This is a genomic window from Bacillus ndiopicus, from assembly GCF_000612805.1.
In the GTDB taxonomy this organism is placed as follows: Bacteria; Bacillota; Bacilli; order Bacillales_A; family Planococcaceae; genus Metasolibacillus; species Metasolibacillus ndiopicus.
On record NZ_HG964403.1, the window covers coordinates 606,985 to 631,430 of the forward strand.

Consider the following 24,446-nt stretch of genomic DNA (forward strand, 5'->3'; position numbering starts at 1 on the left):
ATCTTTAAAGTGGATAGCCTGATAATGCAGGATAAAAAGCATTAGGAGGGTTTTTATGACGAATATATTCAATCAACAACAGACTTTATCATTATTAGAGAAATTAGTAAATATTGCAAGTCCATCTGGATATACGACAATAATTATGCGATTTATGGGAGAATTTTTGAAGGAGCATAATATTGCTTATACAAAAACAAATAAAGGTGCGATTGTTGTAACTTTCGAAGGTAAAAATGATGAACAACACCGCTTATTAACAGCTCATACAGATACGCTTGGTGCGATGGTCAAAGAAATTAAGCCGAGTGGTCGTTTAAAACTAGCAATGGTTGGTGGCTTTAAATGGAACGCTGTAGAGGGGGAATATTGTACGATTCATACAGCAGATGGTAAAACGGTGCGTGGTACAATTTTAATGCATGAAACGACGGTGCATGTGTATCGTGATACAGATAGTTTAAAACGTGACGAGAATCATATTGAGGTGCGTATCGATGAAAAGGTATTTAATGCAGCAGATACACGTGAACTTGGCATTGAAGTAGGTGACTTTGTATCATTTGATGTGCGTTATGAGGAGACGGCATCAGGCTTTATTAAATCACGTCATTTAGATGATAAGGCAAGTACAACATTGCTTCTGCAATTAATGAAATATATAAAAGAGCATAATGTAAACCTACCTTACACAACGCATTTCTATATTTCCAATAATGAGGAAATTGGCTATGGTGGTAACTCTAATATCCCACCGCAAGTTGTAGAGTATATTGCTGTTGATATGGGAGCCATTGGTGACGGTCAAACGTCTGATGAGTACACAGTGTCAATTTGTGCAAAGGATGCGGCAGGTACATATCATTATGAGCTTACACAGCATCTAGTGCAGTTAGCAAAGGGAAATAATATCCCATATAAGCTTGATATTTATCCATACTATGCTTCAGATGCATCAGCAGCGATTCGCGCGGGCTTTGATATTCGCCATGCTTTATTCGGTCCAGGTATCGAATCATCGCATGCTTATGAGCGTACACATGTTGATTCATTACAGGCAACAGCAGAATTATTATATGCCTATGTAACATCGCCAATGGTTGAAATGGGGGAATAGTGAATGCGCGTTGAGGAATTAATAAGTGTCATTCCACAAAAGAAAATACTTGGCGTATTACCTAGCTATATTGAAGATATCGCAGTTGATTCAAGAAGCGTGCAACCGCAAAGCATGTTTATTTGTATAAAAGGTTATACAGTTGATGGGCATGATTATGCACAGAAAGCTGTGGATGCAGGGGCAACAATGATTGTAGCAGAGCGTGAATTGCAGCTTACAGGCAATGTAGCACAATTAATTGTTCCTAGTACAGAGCGAGCGTTAGGTTTACTGTCAGCCAGATTTTTTGGTTATCCATCAGAAGAAATGTTGATGATTGGGGTTACAGGTACGAACGGTAAGACGAGTGTAACAGGCATAATTCATAATATTTTAATGGGCTTAGGCAAAAAATCAGCGCTAGTAGGAACAATAGGCTTTAATTTAAATGGCACGCTTTACGAGTCTGCTAATACGACGAGTGATGCCCTAAGTACGCAGCAAATGATTTACCGCGCAAAAGAAGAGCGCTGTGATGCAATGGTGATGGAAGTATCCTCACATGGCTTGGCATTAGGTCGGTTAGCAGGAGTCAGTTATGATGTTGCCATTTTTACGAATTTAACACATGACCATTTAGATTTCCACGGTACGATGGAGGCTTATGGTAACACAAAAGGGCTATTATTTGCACAGTTAGGACAGGATTTGCGCAAGGATAAGCATGTTGTGTTAAATGCTGACGATGAATGGTCAGCGCATTATAAAACGTTAACACCGTTTCCGATTTGGACATATGGACTACAAAGCGATGCAGATTTCCGAGCAGTAAATTGTCGTTATGAGGATGGTATGACACACTTTACAATGCAAACGCCTGAAGGCATCTATGATATTTCGATGCATTTACTTGGGGAGTTCAATGTTTATAATGTGTTAGCTGCAACAGCGTGCTTGTATGCTCGCCAGTTTTCGTTATTTGACATTATCCAGCAAATTGAGCAGCTCCCGCCAGTAAAGGGACGTATGGAAAAGGTACAAACGGATTTGCCAATCCAAATATTTATCGATTATGCACATACACCTGACGCGATTGAAAAGGCGATTAATGCAGCAATGCCTTATAAAGGCGAAAATAGCAAATTAATTTTCTTAATTGGTACTGGTGGCAACCGTGATAAATCAAAGCGCCCAACGATGGCAGCAAAGGCCTCAGTTGCAGATTACGTTATTTTAACGACAGACGATCCACGCTACGAGGAATACGATAGCATTACGGGCGATTTAGCTAAAGGAATGCTACATGACCAATATGCATGTATAGGCGATCGCGCAGAGGCAGTTCGGCATGCAATTCATATTGCAGAAGCAGGTGACATTGTCATTTTCGCTGGCAAAGGCCATGAGGATTACCAAATTATCGAAAATACCAAATACCCTCATAGCGATGCAGAGATTGCTATTTCTGAAGGAAAAGTGAAGTTTGTGTAAGTGCCATGCACATATACAATTCAGACACAATTTGATAAGGCTATCTGGAAAGTAGCATTACGCACTTTCTAGATAGCCTTTTCTAGGAGAGCGATTAAAGGAGCAATATATATGATTCAATCTTTTTTAGTCAGCATGCTTTTGTATTGTATGCTGACACTGCCGATTTATGGGGTGTTACGTTTTCTTTGGATGCGGAAACGCCCTATAAACAAACAATATGAAATCATGATGTTACTATTCTTTTGCTTCTGCATCAGTATTTTTTCGCAAACGATTTTGCCTGAATATTGGTTTGAGAATGGGCGTATCGTTTTGCAGTTGGAGCCTGCTTTCTTACGGCATAATTTTATCCCCTTTCGCACTATTTCTTTGTATATGTCTGAACTAAATGGTCCGATAGCAGAAATCGCTTTTTACAATTTAGCTGGCAATATTATTTTATTTATTCCATTTGGTTTTTTTATTCCTTTATTATGGACAAGTATGCGTAGTACATTGAAAATGTTGTTTGTATCATTAGTGATTCCTTTGTTTATAGAGAGCTGTCAGTTTTTCATTGGACGCAGTACAGATGTGGATGATGTGTTGTTAAATACCATTGCGATTGTGATAGGTTATATTTTGTATCAGATTGTACAGTTTCTAAGAAAAAAGGTTGTAACAATAGGGGAAAGTCTTTTAAAATAAGTTAGGATGAAAAAAGGAGACGGAAAAAATTATGACTTTAGAGCAAGATATATTATCACGTCGCACATTTGCGATTATTAGTCACCCGGATGCTGGGAAAACGACAATTACGGAAAAGCTGCTTTTATTTGGTGGTGCAATTCGTGATGCAGGTACAGTAAAAGGGAAGAAAACGGGGAAATTTGCTACTTCTGACTGGATGGAAATTGAGAAGCAACGTGGTATTTCGGTTACCTCGTCGGTAATGCAGTTTGATTATAGTGGGCATCGCGTCAATATTCTAGATACACCGGGGCACCAAGATTTCTCGGAGGATACGTATCGTACATTAATGGCGGTGGACAGTGCAGTCATGGTAGTTGATGCTGCGAAAGGGATTGAGGCACAAACATTAAAGCTATTTAAAGTTTGTAAAATGCGTGGCATCCCTATTTTTACATTTATTAACAAATTAGACCGTCAAGGGAAAGAACCTTTAGAATTAATTGAAGAGCTAGAGGAAGTGCTAGGCATTAACGCATATCCAATGAACTGGCCAATCGGTATGGGAAAAGAGTTCCTTGGGATTTATGACCGTTACAATAAACGTGTAGAGCAGTTCCGTACAGAGGAAGATGAGCGCTTTTTACCGCTTGACGAAAATGGCGAGCTAGCAGTAGACCACCCAATGAAAGTAACTTCTTATTATTCTCAGGCGATGGACGATATTTTGTTATTAAATGAGGCAGGTAATGAATATTCGGAGGAGAAAATTCGTCGTGGTGAATTGACACCAGTATTTTTTGGCTCTGCACTAACGAATTTTGGTGTGCAAACATTTTTAGAAACATATTTGCAATTTGCACCAGTACCACAACCTCGTTTAACAGAGGATGAACAATTTATCGATCCAGTTGAGCATGGGGAGTTTTCAGGCTTTATTTTCAAAATCCAAGCGAATATGAATCCAGCTCACCGTGACCGTATTGCCTTTGTGCGTATTGTATCAGGCAAGTTTGAGCGCGGCATGAATATGACGTTAGCACGTACTGGGAAATCATTTAAAGTAACGCAGTCAACGCAGTTTTTAGCGGATGATCGTGAAACGGTGGATGAAGCTGTTGCGGGTGATATTATCGGCCTATACGATACAGGTACGTATCAAATTGGCGATACAGTCGTTGGAGGCAAGAAAACATTCCAATTTGAAAAATTACCTCAATTTACGCCAGAGCTATTTGTTCGTGTAACTGCGAAAAACGTGATGAAATCGAAGCAATTCCATAAAGGGATTTTACAGCTTGTTCAAGAAGGAGCAATTCAATATTATAAAACATTGCATACTGAAGAAGTATTGTTAGGTGCTGTAGGTCAATTACAATTTGAGGTTTTCGAGCATCGCATGAAGAATGAGTATAATGTTGAAGTGAAGATGGAGCCAGTGGGTAGTAAAATCGCACGTTGGATTGAAAACGAGGACGATGTGAGAGAATCTATGTCTTCTTCACGCTCTATGCTTGTGAAGGATCGCTTTGACAACCTAGTATTTTTATTTGAAAATGAATTCGCGATGCGCTGGTTCTCAGATAAAAATGAAAATATTAAATTATATAGCTTATTATAAAGCGACTTTGTTTTAGCGAATAAATCACATTTAAAAATTCTACTAATAAGAATAGAGGCGCATGAAATCAAGGTTTCATGCGCTTTCTGTATTTGATAAGCTATCCGTTTTAACAGAGAATGTCGAATAAATACAATTAATTAAGGTGAAAATAGAGTAACTGATATGAAGGAGTATAACGAATGAAAATAACTGAATTTTCTGTTAGACGCCCTGTATTTACAATTGTGACGATGGCACTTGTTATTATTTTAGGGGTTGTCTCACTTTTTAAAATACCTGTAACACTTATTCCTAACTTGAATCCGCCAGTTGGTGTTGTTGTCACAAGCTATCCAGGTGCTAGCCCACTTGAGGTGAGTGAAAAAGTAACGAAGCCTTTAGAGCGTAGCTTAGCGACATTACCTGGTATTAAGCGATTACAGTCCACAGCACAAGAGGGGGCTAATTTGACAATTGTAGAATTTAGCTGGACGACTGATATGAATGTGATGCAAATGGAAATAATGCAGCGTTTAGATGCGGTATCATTGCCAGATGAAGTAGGTAAGCCTTCATTTATGAAATTTGATCCATCTCAATTCCCGATTATTCAGCTAGGTTTGCAGGCAGAGAGTGCAGATGTTAATCTACGGCAAATGGCAGAGGCTTTAGAGCAGGAGCTGAAGCGTACAGAAGGTGTAGCAAGCATTAATGTATCAGGGAAAATTGTTGAGGAAATTCGCATTGTTTTAGATGCTAACAAGTTAGAAGAGAAAGGCCTAACACAAACCGATATCATTCAACTTGTGCAGGCGAATAATATTTCTCTGCCTGGAGAAACAGTTTCGACAGATGGTCAGCAATTGACGACACGTATCGTTAGTTTATTTACATCCTCTGAACAAATCGCTGAGCTTATTATTTCGGTGAATCCATTAACAAATGAACCGCTGCTACTGCGAGATATAGCTTCAGTAGAGCGAACTGAACAGCCCCAAACAACGATTACGCGGGCGAATGATTATCCAGCACTATTAATTTCAGTACTCCAGCAATCAGATGCAAATACAGCGCAAGTATCTGATGCTTTCCAAGAAGCTTTAAGTGAATTATTAGCCCAGCCACAATATGCGGGTGTTACGGCGCATGTACTATTTGATCAAGGTGACTATGTGAAGCTAGCAATTGATAATATTACCTCATCATTATTATTTGGTGGCGTCTTTGCTATGCTTGTATTATTTGTCTTTTTAAGAGGCTTTATTAGTCCTTTAATCGTCGGCATTGCGATTCCTTATTCGGTTATTGTGACGTTTGTGCTCATTTATTTTGCTGATTTTACTTTAAATATTATGACGCTTGGTGCACTTGCACTAGGGATAGGTATGCTTGTTGATAATGCAATTGTTGTAATTGAAAACATTGAGCGTCATATGGCATTAGGTAAATCACCAAGAGAGGCGACTTTATATGGAACGAAGGAGGTAAGCCTCGCCATTATTGCTTCGACATTAACGACTGTGGCAGTCTTTTTACCAGTCGTCTTTATTTCGGGTTTAATTGGGCAAATATTCACTGAGTTTGCATTAACGATTGCTTTTAGCTTATTTGCTTCATTGGTCGTAGCATTGACAGTTGTGCCAATGCTAGCTAGCCATTTATTAAAGCCAAGAATGACAAATTTGGCAGAACGACGCCAGATATCAAAGTTTTATCAAACGTATAACAAAATAATTCACTGGGGACTACACCACCGCGCCATTGTATTAATAACAACTTCACTGCTTTTTGCAGTAACAGGCTTTATGCTTTATCGCACAGGGACTGAATTTATTCCAGCAACAGATGAAGGTTATGTTTCGTTACAAGTTCAGTTAGAAAACGGTTCTTCTATAGAAAAAACAGAAAGTGTCGTAGCAGATATTGAGGATTACATACAGCCGCTTAAAGAAGTGGACGTTGTTGTCAGCATTATTGGTGGAAATCAACAATCGATGTCACGTGGTACAAGCATGGCGAATGAGGCAGAGCTTTATATTAAGCTTGTACCAATTGCAGAACGTAACAAATCTATTTTTGAGCTTGTTGAAACAATGGAGAAAGATTTAGCAGCAATACTAGGAGAACGCGCAGAAATAGAATTTGCTCTAACTTCATCATCTGGTTCGACTCCAAATACATTGACGTTTCGCGTAACAGATTCAAATGAAGTGCAGTTGCAGGAGTCGGTACTAGCTATTCAACAAGCTGTAGAAAAAATTGATACAGTGAGTGAAGTGACAACAGATTTAAATAGCACTGTTGAAGAAATTCGTATTGAGGTTAATCCGAAAAAAGCGAAAGATTATGGTTTACTGCCTGCACAAATTGCGCAAACAGTAGGGAGTATGACACGGGGGCTTTATACGACGCAAATTATAGCTGAGGACGGTGTTGTTCTGCCTGTAATGACAAGCTTTGGTGATGTATTTAATAAGAGCATTGAGGCGCTAAAAAGTATGAAGCTGCGCACACCAGCAGGTCTTTTTGTCGAGCTTGAGGATGTTGCTACAATTGAGCTAGCGCAAAGACAAACAGCAATCAGACGATCAGATCAAGCTTCAGCGGTAGCTTTTTTCGTTAAATATACAACGACAGAATCATTAAGTGGCATTTCAACAAAGGTTGACAAAGCCATTGCAGACGTAGATTTAAACGAGACGACGCGAGTTATATTTAGTGGGGATAGAGAGCTATTTGAAAGTGCTAAAAACGATATGATACTTGCGATATTGCTTGCGGTTATTTTAGTGTATATCGTGATGGCAGCGCAGTTTGAATCATTAAAATACCCGTTTGTTATGCTGTTTAGTGTGCCATTAATGGTTATAGGAGTCGCTTTTGCATTATTCATCACAAATACATTACTCGGTGTGACAGCGATTATTGGGATATTAGTGCTTGTAGGGATTGTTGTTAACAACGGTATTGTACTCGTAGATTACATTAATCAGCAGAAAGAGCTTGGGCAGTCGTCCTATGAAGCGATTATCCTTGCGTGCCAAGATCGTTTACGTCCAATTTTAATGACAGCTTTAACGACGATGCTTGGATTAGTTCCACTTGCATTAGGTATAGGAGAGGGAACGGAGCTTAATCAACCAATGGCAATTGTTGTAATTGGGGGACTTTTTGCTTCAACGCTTCTTACTTTATTTATTGTCCCAATTATTTATAGCCTAATGGATAAAGAAACACGTCATTTAAAGAAATTTATTGCAAAAACATAGTATTTTGCTGTATACTATTTATAAAGTTGAATATCCATTGACAACATGTCAAAGGGGAGTAGCTATAAGTATTGTTGGATTGCTTGATGTAAATAGTAATCTAATGAACTTACTTCACATTCGTCATTACATGGCTTCATGCCATCGGGTGTGATAGCAATGAAATTTGCTTAGCAAGACCTTTGCCTACTTTTTAGGCATAGGTCTTTTTTGTTGCCTAAAAAAGGTATTTACAACGTATGGAAATGGGTAAACAATAATTAAAGGAGGAATTGACAATGGAAACAATATTATTAGAATACGCATGGGTGCTCCTTGTACTTGTCGTATTAGAAGGACTACTTGCAGCAGATAATGCTGTTGTAATGGCAGTTATGGTAAAACATTTACCACAGGATCAACAAAAGAAAGCTTTATTTTATGGATTATTTGGGGCATTTATTTTCAGGTTCGCAGCATTATTTTTAATTACAGTATTAGTAAATTATTGGCAAATCCAAGCGCTTGGTGCAGCATACTTATTGTTTATTTCATTTAAAAATATTTATGATGCGAAATTTAAAAAGGACGATGAGGAAGGACAGGCTAAAGAAAAAAAAGGTTCTGGCTTCTGGATGACTGTTGTAAAAGTGGAGTTAGCTGATATTGCTTTTGCTATCGATTCAATGCTTGCAGCAGTAGCTATTGCAGTAACATTACCACATTTGACTGACTATCATATCGGTGGTATTAATGCAGGGCAATTCTCTGTTATGTTCCTAGGTGGTCTAATCGGGTTAATCATCATGCGTTTTGCAGCGCAATGGTTCGTAAAAGTTTTAAACAAACTACCATCACTTGAAACAGCAGCGTTTTTAATTGTTGGCTGGGTAGGGGTAAAATTAGTAGTTTTAACATTAGCGCATGAAAGAGTAGCGTTAATTCCAATGGATTTCCCACATTCAACATTGTGGAAAGCGACGTTTTGGATTGTGTTAGTTGCAATTGCAGCAGGTGGTTATTTCTTTAGTGTAGCGAAAAATAAAAAACAAGAAGCTTAATAAAATGATAAAAGCAACTGTTGGATAAGTAAGCTTATCGACAGTTGCTTGTTTTTTAGCGTTCTACAAAAGGGTAGCCATATGTACATCAATTAATTAACTCAATATCAAATACAAAAGTAACCATACTGCCATTTTCCCATTGTGCAACAACTTCATATAAATAATAGCCTTCAACTGATGGTAACGAAATTTTATTATTTATGGCATTAACTATTTCCATTTCACCGTCAATATTGTATTGTTGTACTGAAATAGTGTCAGGGTTTTTTTCGATTTCTAATATCAATTCACTATCCTTTGATATAGTTAATGTTTCGAAGTTGCTAGCATACTCATATAATGATTTTCCTAATCTAGGTGCTCGCATTGTTAAATTCCCGTCTATCCATTCATGTCCTGCATCTATCATTTGATAATTCTTGTTATCTATAAGAACTTCCCCAATGGGTGCTCTTGTTTCCTCATTAGATTGACAAGCAACTAACAATAAAATGCTTAATAAAAATATGAAAGACTTCTTCAAAATATCACCTACTTTTATTTGTGAATACACCATTTATATAATTTTACCAAAAAAGAATGAATTTTGCATTTATTAATTACTATAAACATTCCGTTACTTCTCTGTTTCCCCTTTTCTTTTTTCTTAACATTGTCTATACTAATGACTACCTAAAGAAGGAAAGGGCATTTAGATGAAAAAGAAAAAGAAGCAATTACGATTAGTTACGCCATTTCAATTACTTGTGTCTTATTATTTCATAGCAATCGCTACATCGTTTGTTTTACTACGGCTGCCATGGGTACATAAGGAAGGCGTAGAGGTAGCTTATTTAGATACATTATTTACAGCAGTTAGTGCAGTTAGTGTTACAGGATTAACCGTTTTTGATATTTCGGAAACATATACGACATTTGGACTTGTTATGCTCCTAATTGTTTTGCAATTAGGTGCAATTGGTATTATGTCGCTTGGAACATTTATTTGGCTACTAGTTGGAAAAAGAATTGGTATGCGTGAGCGACAGTTGATTATGATTGATCATAATCAATACAAGTTATCTGGGGTTGTCCAGTTAATTAGGGAGATTGTAAAAATATTATTTTTCATTGAGGCTACTGGTGCTATTATTTTAACTTTGCATTTTAAACGTTATTTTGATACGTGGCAGGAAGCTTCGATACATGGTATTTTTACATCGATCTCAGCAACAACAAATGGTGGCTTTGATATTACCGGAATGAGCTTGCAGCCGTTCCACTTAGATTATTTCGTTCAATTTGTTACGATGCTATTAATTGTACTTGGGGCGATTGGTTTTCCAGTTTTAATTGAATTAAAAATCTTTTTAACAAAAAGAGACCAACCGTTCCGATTTAGCCTGTTTACGAAGATTACAACGGCAACCTATGGAATATTGTTTATTGTAGGTTCATTAGGTATCCTAGCTCTTGAAAGCTTCCACTCATTCAAAGGGATGTCATGGCACGAGGCGCTATTTTCTGCAATGTATCATTCAATCTCAACACGTTCAGCGGGATTGACGACTTATGATGTACAGACATTTGGTGAGGCAACTGATCTTTTCATGAGCTTTTTAATGTTTATTGGAGCATCTCCTAGCTCAGTAGGTGGAGGAATTCGTACGACAACGTTTGCGATTGCTATTTTATTTTTAATTACGTATGCGAACGGTCGTGAGGAAATTCAGGTGTTTGGTCGAGAAATTCACATGATTGATGTGTTCCGCTCCTTCGTTGTTATTACATTAGCGCTTTTTATGGTGTTTTTAGCGGCGATTATGCTGCTAATTTCAGAGCCACAAGCAACAGCTACACAGCTAATTTTTGAAATCACATCGGCATTCGGAACATGTGGTATGTCACTTGGTATCACGAGCGATTTATCGACATTCGGGAAAATCGTTATAATGATTTTAATGTTTATCGGGCGTGTCGGGCTTATTTCGTTTTTATATACTTTGGGGGGCAATACGAAAAAATTGAAGTACCACTATCCTAAGGAACGCGTCATCATTGGATGAATAACAAAAGGCTAGCCAAGAAATTTGGCTAGCCTTTTGTTGAAGTTACTGTTAGAACAGAAAAAGTTCCTCATAAAATGCAAGAGAGTGTCTTTGATAGTCATTGTAATGAATCTTGTGCATATTTTGTGCCCTCTATGTTCCATTGTTGAGATATGATATTATCCGTCGAATCATATTGTATTATGAAGAAATTTGCCTTAGCTAATCTGTTTGCGTTTATTCAAATAGTTTGTACTATGATTCTGCAATTTGTGACAAAATAAAAGAGGTATCAAGGAATTTTTTTCCTGATACCTCTAGATTTTCCCCTATAAAGCCTTAATATCTGCAAAGTATGGCTGCTGCCCTTGGCGGAAATACGTGAATAAATAGCCTTTATGCTTTTTGACTTGTCCATTAATGAAATCATTATAAGAAATTGTTGTTGGGATAATAAGCGAGTGCTTAAATAAATCGCGCTCTGTAATATCCATTGCCACAAATTCTTCCCCTACAATAGCAGGGTTTTGGCGAAGTTGTGCATAAATATTTTTCTGCTGTTCGCCATCCACACGTTCATGCCACCAAATTTTACGCGGCTGGAATTGCTGCTCCTTTAAATAATCAAGCTGCATAATATTTTGAATAATATCTAGATCAACATTTGGTACTGTCTGTAAAAATTCGAGCAAACGACGGAATAAATCTTCTAGCTGATGTCCGATACGAGACCAACCTTGAGTTTCCCAATATGTGCCGAAGTTTTGGAAGAAGTCAAATGGTGTTTCAAATACTTCCGTTACTAAATATTCAATCGTGTAATCCATGCGATGTGCGTTCCAATATTTTTCAAGTACATCTTCGGCATGTTTGATACGGACAATCTCATCAAATGTTAGGACATTGTTTGAGAAAATTTCGTATGGTGCAATATCAACATATGTGTAACCATATTTTTTAGCTTCTAAGCGCAATCCAGTCCCACGTAAAAGCTTTAAAAAGCCTAACTGTAATTCTTCTGGACGCATTGCAAAAACATCGTTAAAAGTGTCACGGAAGGAATCGTAATCTTCTTCAGGTAAGCCAGCAATTAAATCTAAATGCTGATCAATTTTTCCGCCTTCCTTTACCATTGTGACAGTGCGTTTTAATTTTTCAAAGTTTTGACGGCGTTTGACAAGCTCGTTTGTTAAATCATTTGTAGATTGGACGCCGATTTCAAAGCGGAACAAGCCCTTTGGTGCATTGTCATTTAAAAATTGAATTACTTCTGGGCGCATTATATCTGCTGTAATTTCGAATTGGAACACAACGCCTGGCTTGTGTTCATCGATTAAAAATTGGAACATTTCCATCGCGTAGCTGCGGCTAATATTAAATGTTCGGTCTACGAATTTGATTGTTTTTGCACCATTGTCCATTAAGAAGCGAATATCTTCTTTTATTTTTTCGCGATTAAAATAGCGTACACCTACTTCGATACTAGATAAGCAAAATTGACATTGGAAAGGGCAGCCACGGCTTGTTTCAATATATTGAATACGCTTGCCAAGATGAGGTAAATCCTCCTCAAAGCGAAATGGTGTTGCAAGCTCACGTAAATCAATTTTAGGCGGCTGCGCATGAATTTTCACTTTGCCATCAATTAAATAGCAGATTCCACGTACATCTTCTAAAGGCATTTCTCCATTGAAATAATGCATTAATTCCTTAAATGAAGTCTCACCTTCACCCATTACGATAAAATCGATTTCAGCATGGTTTTTTAGCCAATGGTGCACATCATATGAAACTTCAGGTCCACCTAAAATAATCTTTGTATTAGGTAAGACAGTTTTCAGCATTTTTATGACATGTAATGTCTCTTCAATATTCCAAATATAACAGCTAAACCCTACAACATCGGGTTGCTTTTGGAACAAATCAGAGACAATATTAAAAGCAGGGTCTTTAATTGTATATTCAGCAAGCTCCGGTATAAATTCTGGATAGGCACTCGCCTTTAGGTAACGGATTGCTAAATTTGTATGAATATATTTGGCGTTTAATGTTGTTAATACAATTTTCATAATTTCTCTCCTCTTCACATTTATCATTGTAGCAGTGTATTAAAAAGGGGACAACTTACTAATTATTCGTAAAAAATGTCTTTATTTCTAAATAATTTTTCGGAAAATATAGAATATTAGGTAATAAAAATGTAATATAGTTAATAGGATATAAATAGCATACTAATTGATAGCGCGATTACTTTACAACAGGAGGTTCGTTTTCCTTGAGTTATATTGATATTTCCAAGCTTGATAGACTCTTTGATGAGTGCAAAGAGTCGATTATTATCATGCACGAATCAGGTCAAATTCAAAAAATGAATCAAGAAGCAGCGCAATTATTAGATAGGAATCATGTAGTAGGGCAGCTGATGCTTGATGAAATGTCTAGTGAAACATGGAATGCTTTTATGAAACAAGTGAAGTATTCAGGAATAGCATTTTGCAATGTAAACATTATTGTAGAAAATAATGCTATTTCTACAAGTGTATTTGGTTGTTATTTTAGAAAAGAGCAATCACTTATCATATGGCTAAATCCAAATTACAATGAGGACAAGCTAGTCAATAAAGATGTTCTATACTCTATTATAGACTGTGCATGCTACGATGCAATTTTGTCGGACAAGCATGGTTATATTGTGAATGCAACACAAGGTGTTTTAAAAATTTTAGGGCATACAAGCGAACAGACGATGCAAAAGACGTATGAACAACTATTACATGATTTAGGTATTTCACAAGTGCGAACTTTAAAGTATTTTGAAAACATAGATTGTTGCTCTACAAGTACACTAGTTTTTCAACGTGAAATGGCTAGTGGAACAATGATTTATGAAATGACAGCAACCCCAATAAGCTCTAATAACTTGATTGTTACAATATTTAAAGATGTAACGTCTGAAACAAATGTTGCACATAATGAAAATGAAGAGGAAAAAATGCTATCCAATTTAAATGAGCTTGTTGCAACGATTGTGCATGAAATACGAAATCCAATGACTTCTTTAAAAGGATTTTTAGATTTACTAAAATTAAACATGAGTGAAGATGGCAAGCAATATTTTTCGATTATTGACGCAGAATTCGAACGCTTAGAGCTTATTTTAGAGGATTTTCTATATCTATCGAAGCCACCAAGATATTCAATGGAGGAAATCTCCTTGGTTGGAGTTGTTCAACAAATAGTCGATCTTATGCAGCCGCAAGCAATTCAAAGTAATATTATATTAATGCTCCAATACTCTCTAGTAGATGAATTTAAGATGATGGGGAATGAAGTACGTTTGAAGCAGCTGCTTATTAACGTTATTAAAAATGCGATTGAAGTGATGCCGCTAGGAGGAACGATAACAATTGCACTGGGCTATAATATTGATGGCAATATTGAGTTGACTGTAAAAGATGAAGGCTATGGTATGAGTGAAGAAACAATGCAAGGGTTATTTACACCATTCTTTACTACGAAGAAGCAAGGTTCGGGTCTTGGTTTACCTCTTGTAAAGAAAATTATTGAGGAACACAATGGGGATATTAATGTTTGGAGTAAGGAAGGTGTAGGTACAGAGTTCACATTTACAATTCCTATTGATCCATACAAATACGTAGTAAATATTCCACTACATGAATCTGTAAGCCTAACTTGAATAATCGATAAAGAGGCTGCGGTAAAGTCAGATATTTATCTGGTTTTACCGTAGCCTTTTGACGCATTTTAGTTTCAATTTTAATTTATAGAAGAGGCAAACAAGCCGATGATTTCCGTTATGGGTGGAGCTATGCCCCGTGGAAAGCGAGCCAATCGTAACGGAAATCAACTGCGTTTTCGGCTTTTTATATAAAATCTGCGAAAGTGAGCATACACTCCACTTTGAGCCATAATTATATTTAATTTTATCAACCACAGCTTTTGACAATAAACCTAAATATAGAAAATTAGTTTAAAAAATTGGACAAGTCTTTCAAGCAATGGCTATAATGCTTTGTAGATAAGTTTTCTCAGATAAGGATGGATCATATGGCTTCAGAAGAAATTAAACAATCATTAAAATTATTTATCGTACTGTCACGTGCATATAAAGCGATTAATGAATCAACAAATCAATTTTTCCACCAAAATGGATTGAATCCAACGGAGTTTGCTGTATTGGAGCTACTCTATCATAAAGGAAGACAGCCATTACAGCATATTGGCAATAAAATATTATTAGCAAGTGGTTCGATAACTTATGTAGTAGATAAACTTGAAAAAAGGGGCTATTTAACGCGAGTATCCTGTGCAGCGGATCGTCGTGTAACATATGCAGCCATTACAGATGCAGGATCTCAATTTATGGCGGAGCTATTTCCGCAGCATGAGAAAAGCTTACACGAGCTGTTGAGTGCGTTAACTCCAGAGGAAAAAGACCAAGCAATTGAGCTGCTGAAAAAGCTAGGTTTATCTGTTAAGGATTTATCATATTAAAAGAGAGTGTGGCCAAACACTAATTATTTTAAAACCACTATCCTTCTAAAAATAGCTGTAGAGAAAGCTCGCATTTGTTCGCTTTCCCTACAGCTATTTTAATTACTCAATTGTTAAACCCATTTGTATTAATGCATCTTTTAAATCAGCTTCATTATCAAAAATCGTTAGGCGAATAAATTTTTCAGGTAGTTCGTATAAAAGTGTTAATACTGTTTCGCCTTCAAATTCAACATAAAATGTATGCATATTTGTAATTTGTTCATTTAATTGAATAGATGATAAATCATATTCATTATAGCCATCTTCAGGGGCAATTGCGCTCACTGTGTCATTCGTATTTGTTAACAATTCATCGAATACAGCTTCAGATTTCGGAAATGCTTCAATACGCATTGATACATCTGGATCTGCATCAGCCATTACAACATCACGACCAGGCTCTTCGGCAGTGATTGTAAATCCCTCCATTAAATCCATATGATAGTCTTGCTGCGGACTCTTTGTATTAATTGTAGAACCTTTCATTTCCTGATTATTTGATTTATACGTAATTGAATGTACTTGACTAGATGGACTTTCTTCTGATGTTATGTTTTCTGTATCTACTTCTTCATCTTCTTCTTTTTCTTTTTCTTCTATTGCGCCATCCTTGTCCGTTTCCTCTTGGTCGCTAGGATTTTCAACTGTAACGTCATTTGAATCAGTTTCTGGAGATGGTTCCTCAGATTGGGACTCTGCATTACATGCTGCTAGTAATAGAGCAGTTAGAATAGAGAAAATTAATAAATATTTTTTCATTTAACATTCCTCCTTAAAATATAAGGACGTACTTAATTAAAATAAGTTTCCTGCAAAAAAGTAATTATGTGAGTGGTAAAACTAAAAATAATAACAAAACAAAGACAACATGAGACACAATAATTAGCGGTAAGCTCTTTTTCCATTCATATAAAGCACCCCATAAAAGCCCGGAAACAAGGGCAGCTATTGTACCTGGGATGAAGCCGCTGATAGCGACCGAAATAGAGAAAAGAACGGCTGTAATAATGACCGCATAGCTACTTTTGACAAAGCGTTTTAATTGTTGCTGAACAAAGCCACGCCAAAACATTTCCTCTCCTACGACAATAATAAAGATAAGTAGTAAATAATGCCAAACAGTTGATGGTCCATATTTTGCTAAAAAGCTCGCGATTTGTTGTGGAGCACTTTGACTTATTATTGGTAATATTATATAGCCCGCTTTTACAATCCCATAGGTGATTGTCCCATAACCAATACCGAATATTAAATATTGCCATGTAGGTAAGCTATCTTCAAATTTTTCTGTTACGAGTGAAATGGCGATACCAACTAATAAAGTGAATGTGTACAAATACCAAAAAATCGTTTTTTCAGAAAATGTATAAAACAGCATTGCGTACATGAAAATTAAAGAAAGCAACAGTACTGGAGCTTGTTTAATTAATTTCATAAAATGTATCAACCTCCTAACGTAATACTATCAAAAAAACTCCCCTTCATCATCAATTTTATGACGAAAGGGAGTTTTTCTAAACATTGTAGTATAGTAATTGTAAATAATGCCATATTATAATACTAACAGAACTTATTATCAGTCTGTTGTAGCAAAGATTGCGGCATTTGTAGAGAGGTTTGAAACAGCATAAATTTTAAAAAAATGGTAATAAATATGCATTGTTTTTTATTGCTGAATCAAGATAAAATTTTATAACGTTTATGGTTAACGACTGTTTTCTCTTCTATTTCTAAGTCCGTGAAATTTTCCATAATGGTTAAGTCAACGATAACAGAATTCTCATTTACTTTTTCAACAATACCTTGTAAGCCATCTTTAAATTCAATGATATTTCCAACTTCGGCAATTTTCACAGGCAGTCAACTCCTTTAATGACTTCATAATTCACGTCATTACCATAACTGTTGTTAAGAATAACATACTAGGAGTATATAAAGCAATTATATGGGCAAGGTTTGTATTATTTTACAAAAATGTGCTAATTGGAGCTGTATTCTTAAGGCAAATATTGTATAATAACAATATATTAATTTCAAATTCGAAGTAATATTTGATGGTGAAAATTGCAAAAACAAAATAAAGAAATTTTCTTTTTCGAAGGAGATATGAGTTTCATATGGAATTATATAGAAAAAAGATTGATGATTTGCGAAATAAAGAAGTACAGTCAATAGAAATAGAAAAAGATGAATTTTTAGCTTTTCGACAAATTTTGGTGAATGAGCCTGATTTCAAGCATTTTAGAGGAGAAGCGAAACAAGGTGGCAATATTATATATACTTATTTAGACATTGCCCGAACATAATAGGCACGTTATTTGTATCAATGTTAGGGGGGGACAAAAGTGGAGGAAGGTATTTTAAAGCAGCTTGAACGTACGCGTGAACTAATGATTCGTTCGGGAATTGAAAATGGACTGCGAAATGCCAAAACAATTCGCTTGAGTAAACAACTAGATCGATTGATGAACAAATACGCAAAACAAAAAGAACAAAATCAAAGTGATCAGTTAATGAACTAAAAATAACAAATATTTTTTATAAAGTATGTTTAACTATATGAAATCCTGGGAATAATATAATTGAACACAGCAACATTCTCATTTCCCCCTTTTGGAGTAGAAGCAAATTAAGCTTCTACTCTTTTTTTGTCCAACTACTATAATAATTACTCTTTTTACAGTACAGTAAAGAGAGGGAATATTTAAAATTTACACATCCAAGGATTTTGAGGAGGAAATAACTATGACAACAATCGCGTTTATTGGAACTGGTGTTATGGGCGCAAGCATTGTAAAGCATTTATTAAAGGCAGGACATGAGGTAACAGTTTATACAAGAACACAGGCAAAGGCATTGCCACTAATTGAACTAGGTGCAAAATGGGCTGATTCACCAGCACAGGCAGCGTTAAATAAAGAGGTTATTTTTACAATGGTTGGTTACCCTCAAGATGTAGAGGAAGTGTACTGTGGAGCTAATGGCATTTTATCAACAGCTAGGCAAGGTGCAATTGTTGCAGATATGACAACATCTGAACCAACATTAGCGAAGAAGCTTTACACTCTGGCATTAGAAAAAGGGATACATAGTATTGATGCACCTGTATCAGGCGGTGATATTGGTGCACAAAATGGCACATTATCTATTATGCTTGGAGGAGATAAAGCTGTTGTAGAGTTGATTCGACCAATATTTGAGGTGTTTGGAGGAAATATCGTATATCAAGGACAGGCTGGAGCTGGACAGCACACAAAAATGTGTAATCAAATCGCAATTGCAGGTGGAATGATTGGTATATGTGAATCCATTATTTACGGTTTACAGGCTGGTCTGACAATGGAAGATGTTTTAAAATCTATTTCATCAGGAGCAGCGGGATCTTGGTCTCTTTCCAATTTAGCACCACGTATATTACAAGAAGACTTAGAACCAGGCTTTTATATAAAGCATTTTATTAAAGATATGAAAATTGCCTTAGATGAGGCTGAAAAAATGAACTTGCAATTACCAGGCTTACAGTTAGCCAAAAAAATGTATGATATTTTATTAACAGAAGGTTATGGTGATAAAGGCACACAAGCGCTAATTCAATATTATAAAACGAAAAATAGCTAAATGATTAACAAGATAGAGAGTGCCTATTATATGTAATTTACTTTAAGCACAAAGAGAGAAGTCTAGTTAAATGGTAACAGTCCATTTAACTAGACTTTTTGATTGATAGCTATGCTTGCTTAAGAAAAATGTAACAATTGTAAAAATTAAAAACGGTGATATGACAAATAGGCTTGCTGTGATACAATTGTAGTATAAAAATAGGGGCTTTAAGAGAGGGGCGAGCGACCTTGGATCAGAAAGGTATTTTATTAGAAAGTGGTACTAATGAATTAGAAATAGTTGAATTTGAAGTAGCTAATAATAAGTTTGGTATTAACGTTATTAAAGTAAAAGAAATCATTCAACCGATTCCCGTAACATTTATTCCACATGTCCACCCACACGTAGAAGGGATAATTCAACTACGCGGTGAGGTTTTACCTGTTGTAGATATGTTAAAGGTATTAGGGCTGAACCATTTGCAGCATGGTCCACAACAAAAGTATATCGTCGCTGAGTTTAACAAACAGCGTGTAGTATTCCATGTGGATAATGTGACACAAATTCATCGTATTTCATGGAATCAAATTGAGAAACCGTCTGATATGTATCAAGGTGGAGTTTCGCAAGTAATCGGTGTTATCAAGTATAATGAAGAAATGATACTACTCCTTGATTTTGAGAAAATTATGGTAGATATAAACCCAGATTCAGGTATTAGTGTAGAGTCAGTGAAAAAATTAGGTAAACGCGAGCGTTCTGAAAAGAAAATTATTATCGCTGAAGATTCGCCATTATTGCGCAAGCTTCTACATGATACGATGCATGAAGCAGGCTACGATAATATTGACTTTTTCGAAAATGGTCAAGATGCGTTAAATTACTTAGAGACATTAGCGAGAGCTGGCGGAAATATAGGGGAACATGTTCAATTAGTTATTACAGATATTGAAATGCCTCAAATGGACGGGCATCATTTAACGAAGCGAATTAAAACAAACCCTGATTTAAAAGTGTTACCTGTTATTATCTTCTCAAGTTTAATCACGGATGATTTGCGACATAAGGGAGATCAAGTTGGTGCTGAGGATCAAATTTCAAAACCGGAAATCGCAGAGCTAATTTTACGTGTAGATCAATTTATTTTGTAGTAAGCACCTATCATTGATATGTAATGAAAAGTCGGATGCTTACGCAAGGTATTCCGACTTTTTTATTTTGATTTCCATATGGCGGATAAGTAGCTATTTCGAGTAAAAATAGTAAAGCATATTTTAATTGCGCAAAAGGCGTACACCTACTAAATCATGATAAATAGATTAAATAGATAGAAAAGGAGCGACAATTATGAAAGATATGCGAACAGCGATTATTGATATCGGTTCAAATACTGTCCGTCTCGTTATGTATCGTTTTAGCAAGGATGAAGGTTTACGAGAATTTGGAAATATGAAAAAAGTTGCAAGGCTGCGTACATATATTTTACCGACTGGTGAGATGTCCGAAGAAGGTATTCAATTATTACAAGATTTATTGCAGTCATTTAAGCAAATTTTAGAAGACTACAATGTAAAAGACATTAAAATTGCAGCAACTGCAGCAGTGCGTCAAGCAACAAATAATAAAGAAATTGTGCAACGAATGCAAGATCAGCTCGGTATGACATTGGACATTTTAACTGAGGAAGAAGAAGCATACTATGGTTTTTTAGCTATTGTTAATTCAATGGCTACACCATCTGCAATAACAATTGATATTGGTGGTGGCTCAACAGAAATAACATTGTTTAAAGATAAAAAGCTTCTTAAAACGCATAGTTTTCCTTTTGGAACGGTATCGCTAAAGCAAAATTATGTGAAAAATACAATTATTACTGAAGAAGAAAAGAAGCGATTGCGCAGCTATTTGCGCCAACAATTTATGTCACTGCCATGGATAGTTGATGCTAATTTACCTATTATCGGCATTGGAGGAAGTGCTCGTAATATTGGACAAGTTTATCAGCAAAAAATAGGTTACCCCATTTCAGATGTACATCATTATGAAATGACAAAGCAAAATATTGAAGCATTAAAATTAGAGCTTGGCAGTATGACCTTTGAGCAGCTTAAAAACTTAGATGGTCTATCAGCAGATCGCGCGGATATTATCGTCCTTGCACTTGAAGCATTTGCTGCATTAATGGATGTAGTAAAATCAAAGCACTTCCAACTAAGTAAAAAAGGATTGCGTGAAGGCTTAATTATTAATCGGGTTGCAGGGAATAATGGGGCGGCATTTGATAAGTACAACGTATTTAATCAAAATGCCCGTCGTATCGCATTTGAGTATGGACGTTCTGAAACGGAAGTAATGATGCTTAGCAGTTTAACGGAGCAATTATATCAAGTAGCTTGTCATTTAAAGTTGTTTGATTATAACAAAACACATCTAGAGCTTATTACGCGAGCAGCTAAGCTGTATGCGATAGGTGAGTATATTGAGTTAGATTCAGCAAGCCAGCATACATTTTATTTAATTGCCAACCAGTCGATTCCAGGGGTAACACAAATAGAGCGAATAAAAATAGCTCTTTTAGCTTCTTATAAAAATAAAGAATATTTTGAGCGCTTTATACAGCCGTTTTCAGGGTGGTTTTCTAAAGAAGAGCAAAAGGTTTTAAGGGATTTTGGGGCACTATTAAAGTTTGTCTATGGATTGAATATCTCGAAAAGAAATATTGTAAGCACAGTAACACTCGAAAAAGTGGATGAAGGAATAGTAGTTATTGTAACAACAAAAAGAACTGCTGTTGCTGAGGAATACCAAGCAAATAGACAAAAAAAGAATCTTGAACGCTTATTTAAATGCAATTTAACAATTAAATTTGTAGTGGAAGGATGAAACCAATAATGCCAGCAAACTTAAGTACAGAGCAAATGAATAATAATCATGAAAATGTAGATACTATTATATCAAACGAGGCTTTAATTGAAGAAATTAGTAAGCCTGAATATTATAATAATCGTGAGTTAAGTTGGTTAGCATTTAATGAACGTGTGTTAGAAGAAGCAGAAGATACGAATAACCCATTACTTGAACGCTTGAAATTTTTGGCTATTTTCAGCTCTAATTTAGATGAGTTTTTTATGGTGCGTGTAGCAGGGCTGCAGGATCAGGTGAGAGCAGGCTTCCATAAGGCTGAAAATAAGTCTGGTTTAACACCGAAGGAGCAATTAACAAAAATCGCAGAGCGTACACAGGCATTAGTACGTCGACAAATGGAAGTTTATCGTCATTTAATTGATGAGCTACTGCCACAAGAAAATGTTTTTATTCGTGATTTGAAGCTATTGAATCCTGAACAAAAGCAATATATTAATGAATTGTTTATGGAAACTATTTTCCCTGTTCTGACACCGGTGGCAGTTGATGCTTATCGTCCTTTCCCAACACTTTTGGGGCGTACGCAAAACTTGCTTGTTATGTTGGAAAATAACAATGATACGGAAATGGAGCATTTTGACAAAGTAGCTATCGTTCAGGTTCCTTCTGTATTAGATCGAGTAATTAAAGTACCTGGCAATAAAGATGAAGCTATTTATGTACTGTTAGAAGACGTTATTACAAGCCAAATTGATAAATTATTTTATGGCTATAAAGTGAAATCTTCACAAGCGTTCCGATTAACTCGTAATGCAGATCTAACAATTCATGAAGAAGGTGCACAGGATTTATTAGTTGAAATAGAGAAAGAGTTAAAGAAGCGTAAATGGGGAGTTGGGAGTCGTCTAGAAGTACGAGAAGGCGAAATGGACGATGATGTACTTGAATATTTATTGGAGGAATTCGAAATTGAAGAATCTGATGTATTCAAAATTGACGGACCACTTGATTTAACCTTTATGTTTTCCTTTGTAAAGACGATTTCTGAGGGGCTTGAGCATTTAATGTACGAAAGCTTTATACCACAGCCGCCACAAGATTTACACTCAAATGAAAATTTATTTGAAAAAGCATTAGTGCAGGATTTATTTTTCCACCATCCTTATGAATCCTTTGCGCCAATTGTTGATTTTATTACAGAAGCAGCAAATGATCCATCGGTATTAGCGATTAAACAAACATTGTACCGAGTTAGTGGCAATTCACCTGTTATTCAAGCATTGAAGCAAGCTGCTGAAAATGGTAAGCAAGTTAATGTATTAGTGGAATTAAAGGCCCGTTTTGATGAGGAGAACAATGTTCATTGGGCAAAACAGCTTGAACAGGCAGGTTGCTTAGTTATTTATGGTATGAATAATTTAAAAACCCATTCTAAAATTACATTAGTTGTACGCAGAAGATTAGGTAAAATTGAGCGCTTTGTACATTTAGGAACTGGAAACTATAATGATGCAACAGCTAAAATTTATACGGACATGGGGATTATTACATCAAATAAAGATTTTGGTATTGATGCAACGAACTTCTTTAATTATTTAAGCGGTTATACTGAAAAACCAAAATTCAATCATTTAGTCGTATCACCTTACGATATTCGAGATGAATTTATTAAATTGATTGATGAGGAAATTCGTTGTCATAAAGAGCATGGTAATGGCTTTATAAAGGCAAAAATGAACTCATTAACTGATAAAGATTTAATGCTGAAACTTTATGAGGCTTCCATAGCAGGAGTGAAAATAGAATTAATTATTCGTGGTATTTGCTGCTTGCGACCTGGTATTAAAGGGGTAAGCGAGAATATTCGCGTGACGAGCATTGTTGGACGATTTTTAGAGCATTCGCGAATTTTTTGGTTCCATCATAATGGAGCAAACAAACTATTTTTATCGTCTGCAGATATGATGACACGTAACATGGTGAATCGCGTAGAAATTCTATTCCCGATTTATTCAATGGATATTAAACAACGCATTATGGATATTATGGATTTACAATTAAATGATAATCAAAAAGCGCGTATTCAAGATGCTAATGGAAAATACCACTATAAAGAGGGGCATACTGGCATGGAGCGTATTAATAGCCAGGAGATGTTTTTACAAGAAGCGATTGGTACGGTCAAACTTGAGGAATAGGCAAACGCGAAATAACATTTGT

The 24,446-nt window shown here is 36.0% G+C and carries 20 protein-coding genes; 15 read left to right on the top strand and 5 right to left on the bottom strand.

Going from position 1 to position 24,446, the window contains the following annotated elements; all coding sequences use genetic code 11:
* Positions 1-55 precede the first annotated feature (55 nt).
* From TY13_RS02670 to TY13_RS02695, 6 genes are all read left to right on the top strand, one after another.
* Positions 56-1,117: a M42 family metallopeptidase gene (locus tag TY13_RS02670; RefSeq protein ID WP_042471313.1), complete on the top strand. Its 1,062-nt coding sequence runs from the start codon at positions 56-58 to the stop codon at positions 1,115-1,117.
* Positions 1,118-1,120: 3 nt separating this feature from the next.
* Entirely contained in the window at positions 1,121-2,590 is a 1,470-nt protein-coding gene (locus tag TY13_RS02675) for a UDP-N-acetylmuramoyl-L-alanyl-D-glutamate--2,6-diaminopimelate ligase (RefSeq protein WP_042471316.1), read from the top strand.
* 111 nt (positions 2,591-2,701) lie between these two features.
* Positions 2,702-3,280 (top strand): VanZ family protein, encoded by a 579-nt coding sequence (locus tag TY13_RS02680; protein ID WP_195891647.1) that lies wholly within the window; start codon positions 2,702-2,704, stop codon positions 3,278-3,280.
* A gap of 31 nt (positions 3,281-3,311) precedes the next feature.
* Complete coding sequence (locus tag TY13_RS02685) at positions 3,312-4,883, top strand: peptide chain release factor 3 (protein ID WP_042471318.1); 1,572 nt, start codon at positions 3,312-3,314, stop codon at positions 4,881-4,883.
* Between the two features lie 182 nt (positions 4,884-5,065).
* Positions 5,066-8,134: an efflux RND transporter permease subunit gene (locus tag TY13_RS02690; protein ID WP_042471322.1), complete on the top strand. Its 3,069-nt coding sequence runs from the start codon at positions 5,066-5,068 to the stop codon at positions 8,132-8,134.
* A gap of 278 nt (positions 8,135-8,412) precedes the next feature.
* Positions 8,413-9,174 (top strand): TerC family protein, encoded by a 762-nt coding sequence (locus TY13_RS02695; protein ID WP_042471325.1) that lies wholly within the window; start codon positions 8,413-8,415, stop codon positions 9,172-9,174.
* Positions 9,175-9,262: 88 nt separating this feature from the next.
* Here the strand turns inward: TY13_RS02695 and TY13_RS02700 are convergent, their stop codons facing one another.
* The gene (locus TY13_RS02700) at positions 9,263-9,700 is read right to left on the bottom strand and encodes a hypothetical protein (RefSeq protein ID WP_154661499.1); all 438 of its coding nucleotides are present in this window, start codon (positions 9,698-9,700) and stop codon (positions 9,263-9,265) included.
* Positions 9,701-9,872: 172 nt separating this feature from the next.
* Here TY13_RS02700 and TY13_RS02705 point away from each other — a divergent pair, with 172 nt between their 5' ends.
* Positions 9,873-11,222, top strand: coding sequence for a TrkH family potassium uptake protein (locus tag TY13_RS02705; RefSeq protein ID WP_042471330.1), 1,350 nt, complete (start codon positions 9,873-9,875; stop codon positions 11,220-11,222).
* Positions 11,223-11,533: 311 nt separating this feature from the next.
* Here TY13_RS02705 and TY13_RS02710 read toward each other — a convergent pair whose 3' ends face one another.
* Positions 11,534-13,273 (bottom strand): B12-binding domain-containing radical SAM protein, encoded by a 1,740-nt coding sequence (locus TY13_RS02710; protein WP_042471332.1) that lies wholly within the window; start codon positions 13,271-13,273, stop codon positions 11,534-11,536.
* Positions 13,274-13,479: 206 nt separating this feature from the next.
* Here TY13_RS02710 and TY13_RS02715 point away from each other — a divergent pair, with 206 nt between their 5' ends.
* Together TY13_RS02715 and TY13_RS02720 are read left to right on the top strand one after the other, a co-directional pair.
* Positions 13,480-14,901: a PAS domain-containing sensor histidine kinase gene (locus tag TY13_RS02715; protein ID WP_042471333.1), complete on the top strand. Its 1,422-nt coding sequence runs from the start codon at positions 13,480-13,482 to the stop codon at positions 14,899-14,901.
* Between the two features lie 371 nt (positions 14,902-15,272).
* Positions 15,273-15,719 (top strand): MarR family winged helix-turn-helix transcriptional regulator, encoded by a 447-nt coding sequence (locus tag TY13_RS02720; protein WP_042471335.1) that lies wholly within the window; start codon positions 15,273-15,275, stop codon positions 15,717-15,719.
* Positions 15,720-15,821: 102 nt separating this feature from the next.
* Here TY13_RS02720 and TY13_RS02725 read toward each other — a convergent pair whose 3' ends face one another.
* The 3 genes from TY13_RS02725 to TY13_RS19995 form a co-directional block, all read right to left on the bottom strand.
* A complete protein-coding gene (locus TY13_RS02725) occupies positions 15,822-16,520 on the bottom strand; it encodes a hypothetical protein (protein WP_042471337.1) in 699 nt (232 codons plus the stop codon).
* Positions 16,521-16,584: 64 nt separating this feature from the next.
* A complete protein-coding gene (locus tag TY13_RS02730) occupies positions 16,585-17,196 on the bottom strand; it encodes a CPBP family intramembrane glutamic endopeptidase (RefSeq protein ID WP_042471340.1) in 612 nt (203 codons plus the stop codon).
* 242 nt (positions 17,197-17,438) lie between these two features.
* Entirely contained in the window at positions 17,439-17,615 is a 177-nt protein-coding gene (locus TY13_RS19995; protein WP_066169499.1) for a YkvS family protein, read from the bottom strand.
* Positions 17,616-17,878: 263 nt separating this feature from the next.
* Between TY13_RS19995 and TY13_RS02735 the strand changes: the two genes are divergently transcribed.
* From TY13_RS02735 to TY13_RS02755, 6 genes are all read left to right on the top strand, one after another.
* Positions 17,879-18,067, top strand: coding sequence for a hypothetical protein (locus tag TY13_RS02735; RefSeq protein ID WP_042471345.1), 189 nt, complete (start codon positions 17,879-17,881; stop codon positions 18,065-18,067).
* 39 nt (positions 18,068-18,106) lie between these two features.
* Positions 18,107-18,283, top strand: coding sequence for an aspartyl-phosphate phosphatase Spo0E family protein (locus tag TY13_RS20000; protein WP_074432918.1), 177 nt, complete (start codon positions 18,107-18,109; stop codon positions 18,281-18,283).
* A 217-nt stretch (positions 18,284-18,500) separates the two neighbouring features.
* Complete coding sequence (locus TY13_RS02740) at positions 18,501-19,379, top strand: NAD(P)-dependent oxidoreductase (protein ID WP_268258001.1); 879 nt, start codon at positions 18,501-18,503, stop codon at positions 19,377-19,379.
* A 230-nt stretch (positions 19,380-19,609) separates the two neighbouring features.
* Positions 19,610-20,512: a chemotaxis protein gene (locus TY13_RS02745; RefSeq protein ID WP_042471350.1), complete on the top strand. Its 903-nt coding sequence runs from the start codon at positions 19,610-19,612 to the stop codon at positions 20,510-20,512.
* A gap of 196 nt (positions 20,513-20,708) precedes the next feature.
* Positions 20,709-22,244, top strand: a complete 1,536-nt coding sequence (locus TY13_RS02750) for a Ppx/GppA family phosphatase (RefSeq protein ID WP_042471353.1) — start codon at positions 20,709-20,711, stop codon at positions 22,242-22,244.
* 35 nt (positions 22,245-22,279) lie between these two features.
* A complete protein-coding gene (locus TY13_RS02755; RefSeq protein ID WP_154661522.1) occupies positions 22,280-24,424 on the top strand; it encodes an RNA degradosome polyphosphate kinase in 2,145 nt (714 codons plus the stop codon).
* Positions 24,425-24,446: the final 22 nt, after the last annotated feature.

Bases quoted from the DNA above. Each gene is read 5' to 3' on its own strand.
- TY13_RS02725 (WP_042471337.1), bottom strand. From the start codon at position 16,520: ATGAAAAAATATTTATTAATTTTCTCTATTCTAACTGCTCTATTACTA.
- TY13_RS02670 (WP_042471313.1), top strand. From the start codon at position 56: ATGACGAATATATTCAATCAACAACAGACTTTATCATTATTAGAGAAA.
- TY13_RS02680 (WP_195891647.1), top strand. From the start codon at position 2,702: ATGATTCAATCTTTTTTAGTCAGCATGCTTTTGTATTGTATGCTGACA.
- TY13_RS02695 (WP_042471325.1), top strand. From the start codon at position 8,413: ATGGAAACAATATTATTAGAATACGCATGGGTGCTCCTTGTACTTGTC.
- TY13_RS02720 (WP_042471335.1), top strand. From the start codon at position 15,273: ATGGCTTCAGAAGAAATTAAACAATCATTAAAATTATTTATCGTACTG.
- TY13_RS02685 (WP_042471318.1), top strand. From the start codon at position 3,312: ATGACTTTAGAGCAAGATATATTATCACGTCGCACATTTGCGATTATT.
- TY13_RS02735 (WP_042471345.1), top strand. From the start codon at position 17,879: ATGGAATTATATAGAAAAAAGATTGATGATTTGCGAAATAAAGAAGTA.
- TY13_RS02755 (WP_154661522.1), top strand. From the start codon at position 22,280: ATGAATAATAATCATGAAAATGTAGATACTATTATATCAAACGAGGCT.
- TY13_RS02690 (WP_042471322.1), top strand. From the start codon at position 5,066: ATGAAAATAACTGAATTTTCTGTTAGACGCCCTGTATTTACAATTGTG.
- TY13_RS02705 (WP_042471330.1), top strand. From the start codon at position 9,873: ATGAAAAAGAAAAAGAAGCAATTACGATTAGTTACGCCATTTCAATTA.
- TY13_RS02710 (WP_042471332.1), bottom strand. From the start codon at position 13,273: ATGAAAATTGTATTAACAACATTAAACGCCAAATATATTCATACAAAT.
- TY13_RS02675 (WP_042471316.1), top strand. From the start codon at position 1,121: ATGCGCGTTGAGGAATTAATAAGTGTCATTCCACAAAAGAAAATACTT.
- TY13_RS02750 (WP_042471353.1), top strand. From the start codon at position 20,709: ATGAAAGATATGCGAACAGCGATTATTGATATCGGTTCAAATACTGTC.
- TY13_RS02730 (WP_042471340.1), bottom strand. From the start codon at position 17,196: ATGAAATTAATTAAACAAGCTCCAGTACTGTTGCTTTCTTTAATTTTC.